Annotated in this window: 9 protein-coding genes; 4 read left to right on the forward strand and 5 right to left on the reverse strand. The window is 72.2% G+C overall.

Going from position 1 to position 13,672, the window contains the following annotated elements; genetic code table 11:
* Window positions 1-59 precede the first annotated feature (59 nt).
* The 4 genes from AC3RCE_RS17035 to AC3RCE_RS17050 all read left to right on the forward strand — a co-directional run bounded on the left by AC3RCE_RS17035 (window position 60) and on the right by AC3RCE_RS17050 (window position 6,421).
* Window positions 60-1,034 (forward strand): NADPH:quinone oxidoreductase family protein, encoded by a 975-nt coding sequence (locus AC3RCE_RS17035; protein ID WP_218295364.1) that lies wholly within the window; start codon window positions 60-62, stop codon window positions 1,032-1,034.
* A gap of 106 nt (window positions 1,035-1,140) precedes the next feature.
* A complete protein-coding gene (locus AC3RCE_RS17040) occupies window positions 1,141-2,688 on the forward strand; it encodes a GGDEF domain-containing protein (protein WP_218295365.1) in 1,548 nt (515 codons plus the stop codon).
* A 204-nt stretch (window positions 2,689-2,892) separates the two neighbouring features.
* The gene (locus AC3RCE_RS17045) at window positions 2,893-4,425 is read left to right on the forward strand and encodes an alkaline phosphatase D family protein (RefSeq protein ID WP_492253533.1); all 1,533 of its coding nucleotides are present in this window, start codon (window positions 2,893-2,895) and stop codon (window positions 4,423-4,425) included.
* A gap of 157 nt (window positions 4,426-4,582) precedes the next feature.
* Complete coding sequence (locus tag AC3RCE_RS17050; protein ID WP_492253534.1) at window positions 4,583-6,421, forward strand: gamma-glutamyltransferase family protein; 1,839 nt, start codon at window positions 4,583-4,585, stop codon at window positions 6,419-6,421.
* Window positions 6,422-6,430: 9 nt separating this feature from the next.
* Here AC3RCE_RS17050 and AC3RCE_RS17055 read toward each other — a convergent pair whose 3' ends face one another.
* The 5 genes from AC3RCE_RS17055 to AC3RCE_RS17075 all read right to left on the reverse strand — a co-directional run bounded on the left by AC3RCE_RS17055 (window position 6,431) and on the right by AC3RCE_RS17075 (window position 13,672).
* Entirely contained in the window at window positions 6,431-10,483 is a 4,053-nt protein-coding gene (locus AC3RCE_RS17055; protein WP_492253535.1) for an IPTL-CTERM sorting domain-containing protein, read from the reverse strand.
* 271 nt (window positions 10,484-10,754) lie between these two features.
* Window positions 10,755-11,324, reverse strand: coding sequence for an Ig domain-containing protein (locus tag AC3RCE_RS17060; RefSeq protein ID WP_492253536.1), 570 nt, complete (start codon window positions 11,322-11,324; stop codon window positions 10,755-10,757).
* Between the two features lie 17 nt (window positions 11,325-11,341).
* Entirely contained in the window at window positions 11,342-11,950 is a 609-nt protein-coding gene (locus AC3RCE_RS17065; RefSeq protein ID WP_492244023.1) for a phage tail protein, read from the reverse strand.
* A gap of 8 nt (window positions 11,951-11,958) precedes the next feature.
* Window positions 11,959-12,561: a phage tail protein gene (locus AC3RCE_RS17070; protein ID WP_492253537.1), complete on the reverse strand. Its 603-nt coding sequence runs from the start codon at window positions 12,559-12,561 to the stop codon at window positions 11,959-11,961.
* 22 nt (window positions 12,562-12,583) lie between these two features.
* Window positions 12,584-13,672 carry a DUF8740 domain-containing protein gene (locus AC3RCE_RS17075; protein ID WP_492253538.1) on the reverse strand — a complete coding sequence of 363 codons (1,089 nt, stop codon included), beginning with the start codon at window positions 13,670-13,672 and terminating at the stop codon, window positions 12,584-12,586.

Below are 13,672 nucleotides of genomic sequence, written 5' to 3' on the forward strand. Positions count from 1 at the left end.
CATCGCGCCCCGGCAGGCCCCGCCTATCATGCGTCCCACATTGACAGGAGACTTTTCCCATGCACGCTTGGCTTTGCACCAACCCCGTCGGCGTCGACGCCCTGGCCTGGACCGAACTGCCCACGCCCACGCCCAAGGCGGGCGAGGTGCTCATCGAGATCAAGGCAGCCAGCCTGAACTTCCCCGACCTGCTCATCGTGCAGAACAAATACCAGATGAAGCCGCCACTGCCCTTCGTGCCCGGCTCTGAATACGCGGGCGTCGTGGCCGCCGTGGGCGACGGCGTGACGCATCTGAAAGTGGGCCAGAACGTGGCCTGCCTGTCGGGCACGGGCGGCTTCGGCACCCACACGATCGCGCCCGCGGCGCTGTGCATGCCCCTGCCCGACGGCTTCTCGCACGTGGATGCTGCAGCCTTCATCATGATCTACGCCACGTCGTACCACGCGCTGGTGGACCGCGCCCAGCTCAAGGCCGGCGAAACAGTGCTGGTGCTCGGCGCCGCCGGCGGCGTGGGCACCTCGGCCATCCAGATCGCCAAGGCCATGGGCGCACGCGTGATCGCTGCCGCCTCCACCGACGAGAAATGCACGCTGTGCACCTCCATCGGGGCGGACGCCACCATCAACTACAGCAAGGACAACCTGCGCGAATCCATCAAGGCGCTCACCGACGGCAAGGGCCCGGACGTGATCTACGACCCGGTGGGCGGCGACTTTGCCGAGCCCGCGTTCCGCTCCATCGCCTGGCGCGGCCGCTACCTGGTCGTGGGGTTTGCCTCCGGCCCCATCCCGGCCCTGCCCTTCAACCTGGCGCTGCTCAAGGGTGCCTCCATCGTGGGCGTGTTCTGGGGCGACTTCGCCAAGCGCGAACCCAAGGCCAATGCCGCCATGATGGGCGAGCTGGCGCAGTGGTATGCCCAGGGCAAGATCAAGCCCGTGATCGACCGCACCATGCCCATGGCCGAGCTGCCCGCCGCCTATGCGCACATGGGTTCGCGGGGCGTGATGGGCAAGCTGGTGATGGTGAACTGAGCCTGTGGCCCGCCGGGCGCGCCGCCCGGCTTCATCCAGGCCCCGGGAATCCGGCCGCTGTGTCACACTCGCGCATCCTGCTTCTCCCTGACACTGGTGTCCGCACATGGCCGACCGACCACCTTCCGAAATCGCGCGCGAGACGCTCAAGCAGCTGGCCACCCGGCGCCTTCCCCCGACGCCCGACAACTATCTGGCGCTGTATGACGAGATCGCAGGAGTCCGCAGCCCGCAGCCATTTCCCGAAGGCCCCCTGCAGCACATCCTGAGGGTGCTGCCGGGGCAGACGCCCGCACAGAAGCGCCTGCTGGGCCAATTCGAACGCGCCGTCAACAACAAAGACTGGACTTCGCTACAAAGTGTGCTGGTGGGCTACGCCAACCTGGGCCTGAACCCCGCCACGGCGGCATCGGCGCCGGTGGAGCCGGCCCCCGGGGCCGCGGCCACTGCCTCGCCAGGCATCCTGCCGGACGAGTTTGCGCAGATGCTGGCGCGCCTCATCGACAACACGCTGCCCGCGCTTGGTGAAGACGATGCCCGCGTGATCGACATGGCGCAGCAGCTCATCACCTTCCTGAAGGAGCCCGCGCCCCCCATCTCCACGGTGCAGCTCATGCTGGGCAACTTCACCTACAGGCTGTCGTTCGCCACCGAGGAGCAGGCCTCCATCCGCGCCAGCCTGCTGGAGCTGCTGCACATGGTGTTCGAGAACATCGCCGTGCTCAGCCTGGAAGACCGCTGGCTGCACGGCCAGGCCGAGGCGCTCATGGCCGCGTCCACGCCGCCGCTCACGCTGCGCCGGCTGGACGACGTGCAGCGCCGGCTCAAGGACGTGATCTTCAAGCAGGCCGAGGCCAAGGCCCGCACGGTCGAGGCCCAGGAGCAGATGAAGGACATGCTGGCCACGTTCATCGAACGGCTGGCCCGGATCACGGCGTCCAGCACCACCTACCAGGGCACGATGGCACGGTGCGCCGACCTGATCGGCAAGGCCAACACGCTGGAGGAGATCGCCCCCGTGCTGCACGAGGTGATGACCGCCACCCGCGCGATGGCGCTGGACAGCCGCGTCACGCACGACGAGCTGCACGAGCTGCGCGAGCGCACCGAAGCCAAGCGCGCCGAAGTGGCCAAGCTGCAGGAAGAGCTCGACCGCGCCAGCCAGCAGGCCCGGCACGACCCGCTCACCGGCTCGCTCAACCGCAAGGGCCTGGACGAGGCCATCGAGCGCGAAATCGCGCGTGCGCGCCGCCTGGGGTCTCCACTGTGCCTCTCGCTGCTCGACGTGGACAACTTCAAGACCATCAACGACCGACTGGGGCATTCCGGCGGCGATGCGGCGCTGGTGCACCTGGCGCAGGTCACCCGCGAGGTCATGCGCCCCCAGGATCTGCTGGCACGCTACGGCGGCGAGGAATTCGTGCTGGTGCTGCCGGACACCCCCGTGGAAAGCGGCGTGGCCGCCATGACGCGGCTGCAGCGGGAGCTCACGACACGCTTCTTCCTGCAGGGCTCCGAGAAGGTGCTCATCACCTTCAGCGCCGGGGTCGCCCAGCTGCACGACAGCGAAGACAGCGCGGACACCATCCGCCGCGCCGACCAGGCCATGTACCTGGCCAAGCGCTCGGGCAAGAACCGCGTGATGGCGGCATGAAAGGAAGCCCCTCTGTGTCGCCTTCGGCGCCTTCCCCCGGAGGGGGACGCCGCCAGCGCACGCAAGCGAAGCGCCGCATCCGCAGCTTGGCGGCCCTTGCGCGGCGGCCGCTGGCCTGGGCTGCGCCAGTTTTGAGCGCAGCGCACTAAGGCGCACCCTGCAGTGCCCCCAGAGCAAAGACGGTCCTTTCTGCGGCGCGCAGCCATGGCTGCCGCTGCCACCAGCCTGCCCCATTGGGCTTGGAGCAACCCGCCGTCGCTGCACGCCAATCCGTTCGCGCTGGGCGTGGCCAGTGGAGACCCGGCGCCCGACGGCGTGGTGCTGTGGACGCGGCTGCTGCTGGCCGATGCGGCGCAGGTGCAGGCCGCCCACACCGTTCGGTGGGAGGTGGCGCACGATGTGCGCTTCGCGAAGATCGTGCAAAAGGGCGAGGCGCCTGCCCTGCCGCAGCTCGGCCACAGCGTGCATGTGGAGCTGCGCGGCCTGGCCCCGGACCGTTGGTACCACTACCGCTTCCTGCTGGGCGATGCAGTGAGCACGGTGGGCCGCACGCGCACGGCCCCCGCACCGGGCGACCTGCCTGGCGCGTTGCGCGTGGGATTTGCCTCCTGCCAGCGCTGGGAGCACGGCCACTACGCCGCATGGCGCCACCTGGCGGCCGACCAGCCCGACCTGGTGCTGTTCCTGGGCGACTACATCTACGAATACGCCACGCCCAGGAACACGGCCGACCTGGCGCGCACCCACAGCCTCCAGCTGGCCACCACGCTGGCCGACTACCGAGACCGGTACGCGCTGCACAAGAGCGACCCGGCCCTGCAGGCCGCCCACGCCGCCTGCCCCTGGGCCGTGACCTGGGACGACCACGAGGTTCAGAACGACTACGCCGCCGGCGCAGGCCGGGGCGACGCCACCGGCTTTGCGGCGATGCGCGGCGCCGCATGGCAGGCCTTCTACGAGAACATGCCGCTGCGCGCGGCCAGCCTGAACCGGCCCTTCCCCGACACCCGGTGGGACGCGCTGCAGGTCTATCGCCGCCTGCGCTGGGGCCGGCTGGCCCACATCCACCTGCTGGACGGCCGCCAGTACCGCACATGGCAGGCCTGCCGCACACCGGAATCCGCCAGCGCAGGCGCAGTGCGCGGCGGCCAGTGCGCCGACCTGGGCGACCCCGCCCGCAGCTTTCTGGGCGCGGCGCAGGAGCAGTGGCTCGACGCCGGCCTGGCCAGCGACGCGGCCACCCGCGACACCACACGCTGGAGCGTGGTCGCGCAGCAGACGCTGTTCTCGCCGCGCCACTACCCCTCGGGCATGGTGTCCACCGACAGCTGGGACGGCTACCCCGCAGGCCGCGCACGCCTGCTGCAATCGGTGGCCCGCCACGCGCCCCGCAACACCGTGCTGCTGGGCGGCGACATCCACCAGAACTACGTGTGCCGCGTGCACGCCGACGCGGACCGCCCCGGCTCGCCCGTCATCGCCAGCGAGTTCTGCGGCACCTCCATCAGCTCGCGCTCGGGCACCACGCAGGACAAGGTGGACGCCGTGGCGCGGCACAACCCCCACGTGCTGCTGGCCCGCTGCGACCTGCGCGGCTACGGCCTGGCGGACATCACGCCCGAACGCTGGACCACCACCCTGCGCGCGGTGGACGACCCGATGCGCGCGGACAGCGGCGCCAGCACCCTGGCCCGGTTCGTGGTTCAGGACGGCCGCGCGGGGCCCGTGCCGGCGTGAACGCTCATTTTTTGATAGCTATCAGCGCTTATCCAGAAAGAGACAGGGCCGCAAAAGGCCTCAAACCGTGCGCCTGTAGCGCAATGTAACGCCGAGCCCCCGCGCAGGCTGGGCACCGTACGATGGCCGCTTCTTGCTTGCCACGAAGGAGAAGCCCATGTCCCCCATCGTCTCGCCGGCCCCGGCATCCCCCCGCAGCCTGCGCCCTGGCCTGATCACCTGCGCCGCGCTCGCCGCACTGCTGGCCGGCTGCGCCAGCGCCCCCTCGCAGTTCGCCTACACCGTGCCGGCCCAGCCCGAAGGCTCCTCGGGCTACACCGAAAAACCCGGCTGGGCCACCGAGAAATTCGCCGTGGCCGCCGCCAACCCGCTGGCCACCGACGCGGGCTACCAGATCCTCAAGGCCGGGGGCTCGGCCGTGGACGCAGCCATCGCGGTGCAGATGGTGCTGACCCTGGTCGAGCCGCAGTCCAGCGGCATCGGCGGCGGCGCCTTCCTGCTGCACAGCAGCGGCAAGGTGGTGGAGGCCTATGACGGGCGCGAGACCGCGCCCGCCGCCGCCGACGAAAAACTCTTCCTCGGCGCCGACGGCAAACCCGTGCCGTTTTACGACGGCGTGGTGGGCGGCCGCTCGGTCGGCGTGCCCGGCACCGTGCGCATGCTGGAGCTGGCACACAAGCAGCACGGCAAACTGCCCTGGGCCACACTGTTCCAGCCCGCCATCACCCTGGCCGAGGGCGGCTTCAAAATCAGCGCACGGCTTAACACCCTGGTGGCGGCGGACCCGCACCTCAAAAAGGACCCGGTGGCCGCCGCCTACTTCTACAAAGCCGATGGCGATGCCCGCGATGTGGGCGTGAACCTGCGCAACCCCGAACTGGCCGCGGTGCTGCGCCGCATCGCCGCCGAAGGCAGCAAGGCCCTGCACGAGGGCGAGATCGCCCAGGCCATCGTCGACAAGGTGCAAAAGCACCCCACCAACCCCGGCAAGCTCAGCCTGGCCGACCTGGCCGGCTACCAGCCCAAAAAGCGCGAGGCGCTGTGCCACGACTACCAGGTCGCCAGCAAGGACTTCCGCGTCTGCGGCTTTCCGCCGCCCAGCTCAGGCGCCATCGCCATCGGGCAGATCCTGGGCATCCTCAAGAACACCGACGCGGCCGCCAAGCCGCTGCAGGACGGTATCCCCTCGGCCGACTGGCTGCACCTGTACACCGAGGCCGCGCGCCTGGCCTTTGCCGACCGCGCGCAGTACGTGGCCGACCCGGACTTCGTGCAGCCTCCCGCCGGCAGCTGGAGCAGCCTGCTCGCCCCCGCCTACCTGGCCGAACGCGCCAAGCTCATCGGCGCACAGAGCATGAAGGTCGCGCAGCCCGGCAACCCCGGCGCGGTGAAGGCCAGCTACGCGCCCATGCCCGACCAGCCCGAGTACGGCACCAGCCACATCAGCATCGTCGACGCGTTCGGCAACGCGGTGGCCATGACCACCACCATCGAAGACCAGTTCGGCGCGCGGCAAATGGTCAAGGGCTTTTTGCTCAACAACGAGCTCACCGACTTCAGCTTCGCGCCCGCCGATGCCCAGGGCCAGCCCATCGCCAACCGCGTGCAGCCCGGCAAGCGTCCGCGCTCGTCCATGGCGCCCACGCTGGTGTTCGACAAGGCCACCGGCGAGTTGCTGATGAGCGGCGGCAGCCCCGGCGGCGCGGCCATCATCCACTACACGGCCAAGACGCTCTACGGCGTCTTCCACTGGGGCCTGATGCCCCAGCAGGCCATCAACCTGCCCAACTTCGGCTCCATGAACGGGCCCACGCTGCTGGAGGAAAAGCGCTTCCCGCCCGCCACGGTGGAGGCCCTGCGCGCACGCGGCGCCGAGGTGCGCGAGATGAACATGACCAGCGGCCTGCAGGCCATCACCCTGGGCAACGCCCACGGCAAGAAGCTCTGGATGGGCGGCGCCGACCCGCGGCGCGAGGGCGTGGTGATGGGGGACTGAGCCCCGCGCTCACCGTGCCGCGCGCCGCCGGCCGGCCCCCGCCAGGGCCGCCACACCGGCCGCCAGCAGCAGCAGGGCCCAGGGCGACAGCGTGGGCACGGCCGTCGCGCCCGACACCATGGGCACGCCGGGGCCTCCCGCATCGTGCACCGTACCGTTGGGCCCCAGGGCAAAGTCATCGTCGCCCAGGCCCCCATCGGTGATGCTGAACCGCACCGTGTTTCCGCTGATGGTGGCGGGCAGCTCGTACCAGTGCGCAGCCGCGTTGCCGGGCGTGGGGCCCCACTTCCAATAGCGCGTGCCGGGCGGCAGCGGCGCGGGATAGGTGATGGTGAAGTGCAGCGTGGCCCCTGCCGCGCACCCGGCGGTGGCGAAATCGAACAGCCCGTGCGGAAAGGCCACGCCCGTGGGCGCCGCCGGCGCCACGCTGGCGGCGGGAACGAACCTGCTGGCGGCAAAGCCGCAGCCGGCCCCGCCGCCCGAAAAACCCGCCGTGACGGCGCCGCCCGGCCCCTCGCCCGTGAACTGGGTGGCGGCGGCCGGACGCACCACGCGCACCACGTACGACAGCGTGGCACCGCTCTGCGCCGTGACCAGCACCGTGACCGGGTTGTCGCCCACGGCCAGCGCGATGGGCGCCGACGCGCTGCCGCGCGCCACCAGCGCGCCGTTGACCCGCACGCTGGCCGTGGCCTCGGCCGCCAGGGGCGTCAGCGTGATGGACGCCACCGCGTGGTCCACGCTCGCCGTGTACTGCAGGGTGCCGGCATCGAACGCCGGGCCCAGGCTGCCCGCGGACAGCGTGAGCGCGCCCAGCAGGGCATTCGCGCTGGGCACGGGGCGCGTGGCGGAGAAGGTGTAGGTGGCCGTGCCGCCATCGCGCGCCAGCACGCTCACCGTGACGACCGCGCTGCCGCCGGCGGGCACCGCGACGGGCGCCGATGCGCTGCCGCTGGCCACCGGCACGCCGTTGACGCGCACCTCGGCGGTGCCGAAGGCCAGCCAGGGCGTGAGCGTGAAGTCCGGGCCGCCCACGGGCAACTGCACGGCATAGGCGGTGACGGCGCCCGAGAACGCCGGGCTCAGCGTGCCGCTGGACGGCACCACCTGGGCCAGGTCGGGCGCGGTGTTGCGCAGCACCCTCAGCCCCTCCCCCCGGTTCGACAGCGCGTTCATCACCAGGTCGGGCTTGCCGTCGCCGTCGAGGTCGGCCATCGCCATGCGCGAGGGCAGCCACGGAACGTAATGCAGCTGCGGCGCCGCCAGGCTGCCATCGCCCTGCCCCGCCAGGATGGCGACATTGAAGGCGCCGCCGTTGCCGTTGAGCACGGCGACGTCGGGATGGCCGTCGCCGTTGAAATCGCCCACCACCACGTCCTGCGGCACCTCCTGGCCGATCATGGGCCCCAGGCCGCTGGCGAAGCGCACGGGGTTCTCGAAGCTGCCGTCCGGGCGGCCCCGCAGCACGAACACCGTGCTCACGCCGTTCACCGACACGGCGACGACGAGGTCATCGCGCCCGTCGCCGTCGAGGTCGCCCACGCGCGGAACCGCCCCGCCCATGGGCACGCCCAGCGTCCCGTCGAAAGGCGCGCCGAAACCACCCAGGGGCAGGCCCGGCAGCAGTTGCAGCGCACCGTCGCCGCTGACCAGCACCAGGTCGATCCGCCCATCGCCATTGAAGTCCCCGCCGACGACGTACCGCACCCAGCCCAGGCTCCCCACCGGCTGCGCGTCCGCGAAGCGGCCGCCGCCCAGGCCGCGCTGCACGGCAGCGCCGTTCGCGCCGGGCGACACGAGATCGGGGCGGCCATCGCCGTCCACGTCCAGCGCCGCGACGCCCGCGGCCGCCGCGGGCGGCCAGGCCAGCGGGGGCGACAGCGCGCTGAAGCGCCCATCGCCCAGGCCCGAGGCCAGCTGGGCGTGGCTGCCATCCACCGCCATCGCGTCCAGCCAGCCGTCGCCCTGGAAGTCGCCCAGTGCCAGCAGGAAACCGTCGCCCAACCCCACCGGCGACCACTGCGCGGCGGCGAAGATGCCATCGCCCCGGCCCGCGAGAAGCGCGATGTCCCGCCGGACCAGGCTCACCGCGGCGATGTCCACATGCCCATCGCCATCCACGTCGCCCACCGCGAGCGTCACGGCCTGCGTGCCCTCCAGCGGCAACGACAGCGGCGCGGCGAAGGCCGTCGGGTTGTGCGCGAGCGGCACCGCCTGCGGCGCCTGGCGCGTGATGGAAACCAGGTAGGTGCGCTGCACCATGCCGTCGCTGGACATGACCTGCACCGGCACGGTGTTGGGCCCCGGCGCCAGCGCCACGGTGGCGGCATGGCCGCTGCGCAGCATCTGCCCGCCGACGCGGGCCGTGGCCTCGGCATCGGGCAGCGCCAGCCCCACCCGCACGGAGGCCATCACGAAAGGCACGCTGGCGCTGTAGGCCAGCACGTCCGGGTCGAACGCGGGGCTGAGGCTGCCGCCCGACAGCGTCAGCCCGGCCAGCGCCGCGTCGGTGCGTCCGCGCAGCACGTCCAGCGTGTAGCTGCCGGTCTGCAGGCCGTCGGTGCTGGTGACCTGGATGGTGATGGCGTTGTGGCCGGGCTGCAGGGGAATCGGCGCCGAGGCCTCTCCCGGCACCACCGGACCACCATGGACGAGGATGGTGGCCGTCGCATCCTCCGCCGTGGGCGTGACCGTGAGCGTGGAGGCATCGCTGGCGGCCCGCACGGTGTAGGCGGCGATTGCGGGATGGAACGACGGCCAGGGCGTGCCGCTGGACAGCGCCAGCCCCAGCAGCCTGGCGCTGTTCACGAGGCTGGCACGCACCACGCGCAGCGTGTACGTGCGCTGCGTGGCGCCGTCCTGCGCCGTGGCCCGAACGGCGATGGTGTTGGTGCCGGGCGCGAGCGGCACGCTCACGCCGCCCCCGGCCGCCACGGGCGCGCCGTTGACCGTGACCGACGCCCCGGCGAAGGCGGGGGTGGGCGTGACGGTCACCGCGCTGACGGTGCCGGCCACCGATGCGGTGTAGAGCACTACGTCCGGATCGAACGCCGGGCTCGGTGTGCCCGCCGACAGGGCCAGCGCCGCCAGCCGGGCGTTGGTGTCGGGCGCGGCGCGGGCCACGGTCACGGTGTAGGTCCTGGTGGCCAAGCCGTCCTCCGACTGCACGCCGACGGCGATCGCCGTGGCGGCCCCCGCCTGCAGCGCCACGGAATGCGGCACGCCCGCCGCCAAGGACGCCCCGTTGACGGTGAGGGTGGCGGTGGATGCAGCTGGCGACGCCGTGAGCGACACCGCCGTGGTGGCATAGGGCACCGTGGCGCTGTAGCCCGTCACGGCGCTGTCGAAGGCCGGACTGAGCGCGGCGCCGGACAGGGCGAGGCTGTCCAGGTCGGCGCTGGCGCTGGCCAGCCGCGTGATGGCCAGATCGAAGGTGCGGGTGGTGCCGTCCTGAGCCACGGACTGCACCGTCACCGTGTTCGCGCCCAGGGCCAGCGGGATGGCCGGCGATGCGCTGCCGCTGGCCACCGGCTGGCCGTTGACCGTGAGGCCGGGGCAGTCCGCCGCCGTGGCGACCACCGCCACGGACCGGTCGCGCACGGTGGCGCTGTAGCTGTGCGTGGCCGGATCGAACGGCGGGGACAGCATGCCCGCCGACAGCGCCAGGGCGGCCAGCTCGGCGTTGGCGCCCGGCCCCTCGCGCTCGATCTGCAGCGTGTAGAAGGCCCTGGCGGTGTAGTCGAACGACAGGGGCCGCTCCACCGCCAGCTCCACCGTGTTGGCGCCAAACGCCAGGGGGACGGACAGCGCGCCCTCCGTCTCGCCGCCGAACAGGTGGAGCGTCTGTCCCAGCGCCCGCACGGTATAGGGCTGGTAGTTGGGCTGCCAGGCCCGCACCGTGATGCTCTGCGGCGCGCAATGGCCGATGCGGATGCCCGGCACCGCCACCCGCAGCGGGTCGTCGGTAAGATCTCCCAGCGGGTAAACCGCGGCGACACCGCCCACCGCGATGGAGGCCAGCTGCGCGTAATTGGTGAAGCCGGGTTCCGGGTCATCGGCCACCGCCCCTCCGCAGGCACACGCCAGCAGACAACCCAGCACCCACCGGCGCATCCGCAACCCCGCCTTCCAACCGCCCATATCCCCTCCCCCTTCAGCCGCTGCACGGCACCGCGTTGGGCCGCGATTGTTCGCAGGCAGCGTTGACGCAGCGTTGAACGCCCGCCGCCCTGGCGGGTGCACGCGGGAGCGCAGGCACCGGTCCGTGCATGTTTTGCTATATTTTTAATAGCTTCCAGCGCTTTGCGGTAAAGCGCTGCAGCCCAAAATGGCATCAATCCTTGCGCTGACGGCGGCGTGCGGTGGCCGCGCCCCCGGCCATCAGCAGCGCCAGCAACGTGCCCGCCCACGGGCCGCCCAGCGGTACGGCGACCGGGGTCGCGGGCCCCCCTGGACCGGGCGCGGCGGCCACCGAGAACACATAGGTCACCGTGGCCGTCTGCGCCGCGGCGTCCGTGACCTGCACCGAAAAGCCGTAGTGGCCCGCTGCCGTGGGGGCGCCCGACAGCACGCCCCCCGCGGACAGGGACATGCCCGCCGGCAGGCTGCTTCCGGCCGCCAGGGCGTAGGTGTAGGGCGGCGTGCCCCCTGTGGCCGACAGGCTCTGGCTGTAGGCCACGCCCGCCATGCCCCCGGGCAGGCTGCCCCCCGTGAGCACCGGCGTGCTGGCCAGAGGAATGACGGCGCCGCTGTGCAGCACCACGCCGCCGCCCGACGACAGGCCCGCCACGGCCTGCCCCGCGATGGCGCCGGCCTGGGCCGCTGCGGGCGGCGCCCCCAGGGCGCCAGCCAGCAGGGCGAGCGCAGCAGCCGCGCGGCCCGAGGAGAGAAGAAAGGATGGCATGCCGCGCTCCCTGCCCGCTAGTTCCGCGTGGGGTACGTGCCCCCCACGCAGATGATGTAGTTCAGCGCCAGCGACGGCGGCAGCCTCTCGAACGGCTGGGTGGAGCCCGCGCTCCCCACCGACGTGGGCGCCAGCCGGGTGTCGGGCGCGACCGCCGCGAAGGCGCCCGCCTCCGGCACCGCGGCCAGCGCCATGCCGGCAGCGGGCGTGGCGCTGGTGGCCGCGCCGCCCGCCGCCGCCACCGCGTGGCTGTGGGGCGGCAGGTTCCAGTGCTGAAGCCACATCTGCTCGTCGCCCCGGTGTGTGCCTTCGACGACGTCGGTGGCCAGCCCCAGTCCCTGGCCCGTGCCCACCGGGATCCGGCTGCCCAGATGGGGCAGGTTGAAGTGGGTCATGCCGTCGCCGCCCCAGGTGGTGCCCAGCACCGAGAAAAGCGCGTTGTGGTCGGTGATGCTCAGGGCCTGGCCGTTGGCGAGCATCCAGCCCACCGGCGCGTAGTCGCCCGCGAACAGCCGCACATCGCCCAGCAGGCAGTTGCCGGCCACCTGCGCGCCGGTGCCGGCGCATGCCAGCAGGCCCGTGCCGGCCAGCAGGAGCTGGCCCAGCCGTGTTCGCCGTGTTTGCATGGCGGTGCTCACGGCCGGACGGGGAAGTCACCCGCGGTGCAGATGATGTAGTTCATGCCCAGGCTCGGCGGCAGGATCAGGAACGCCTGTCCGTTGCCGGCGGACGCCACGCTGGTGGCGGCCAGCTGCACCGACGGCGACGCGGCGGCATACAGCCCCGCGTTCTGCGCCACGGCCAACACCTTGTCGCTGCCGGGGGTGCCCGTGGTGGCCGGGGCATTGCTGGCCACGTTCAGGGCGTGGATGTGCAGGGGCATCTGGCCGGTGGTCAGCGTGTGCGTCTCAGCGCCCCACTGGTCCCCCAGTGCGCGGTAGGTCAGTCCGAACCCTTGCCCCTCGCCGACCGCCACGCGCCCGCGCAGGTCCGGCAGGGCGAAGGTGGAGGATCCGTTGCCGCCGTAGGTGGTGCCCAGGATGCTGAACAGCGCTGCCGTCTGGGCGTTGAGGGCCAGCATCTGCCCCTGCGCCAGGGCCCAGTTGCGGGGCGCGAAGTTGCCGGCGAACAGGCGCAGCTCACCCATCATGCATTCCTGCTGCGCCATCACGGGCGATACGCCGGCGGCCAGGGCGGCCGCCAGGGCCAGGGAAGTAAAAGCGTGGTTCTTCTTCATGGCATGTCGTTCTCTTGATGCATCACTGCGCGGCGATGAAGCACACCGACTGCGCCGTCTCGGCGCTGTCGAGCCAGCCCAGCGCCAGCGTGACCGCGCCGGCCGCCTTGGCCACCGGGTGCACGGCGCGCGCGCGGCCCGTGGGCGCGGCCCGCGCGTCCAGCACCAGCGTGTAGCCGGCGCTGGCGAAGGCGGTGGTGAAGGTGATCTGGTGCTGGCCGGTGCCGCCGTCGTAGGCCACGGTGTAGCCCGTGCCGCTACCGGCCTGCCCCACGCTGAAGCAGCCGTGCACCAGGTTGCCGGCGCCGCCGCCGGCGGGGCCCTGCGGCCCGGCAGGCCCCTGCGGCCCCTGGGCGCCGTTGCAGACGTAGGCGGTGGCGGAGACCTCGCCCGCGTCCAGCACGCCGTTGCTGTTCGCATCGCTGCCACCCTGCACCCGCGTGCCGCCGGTGGCGCAGTTGGCGCCAACAGCCTCGGCGGCGGTGGCGATGAGCGCCCGCGCGCCCGCCGCGCCGGTGGGACCGGCCGGGCCGATGGGGCCGATGGGGCCGATGGGCCCGGCCGCGCCCGCCGGCCCCTGCGGGCCGGTGGCCGCGCCGCAGGCCCAGCCAGTGGCCGTCTGCAGCAGCGTCTCGCCCACGGCGCACACCTGGCCGATCTTGGCGGCGGTGACCGCGCCGTCGGCGACGGTCTTCGCGCTCAGGGCATAGGGCGCGCTGGACAGGGGCATGCGCGGCGCCAGCTCGGCGGCGCCGTTCACGCTCACGCCCAGGTAATACGGCTGGTCGAACGGCAAGGCCAGCGGGGCGATGCTGCCCAGCTGCACGCTGAAGACGCCGGTCGCCAGTGCCACCGCCGGATGGGTCTCCTCCCACAGCGCCGAGCCGCCCGTGGCCGCATCGTAGAGTCGGAACTGCAATTGCACGGGCCCCGCCAGCGGCCCGCCACCAGGCTGGGTGAGCTGCCCCTGGTAGCTGACGGAGGCGGGCACCGCCGCATGGCTGCCTTGCGCCGCCAGCCCCCAGCCCAGCGCCAGGGCCATGGCAGCGGCACGCACGGTGCCACGCCATGGGTACGCCGCCTCGGCCTTCTTCGCTGCATTCACGACCAT

This window comes from Acidovorax sp. GW823-FHT05D11 (assembly GCF_058795695.1).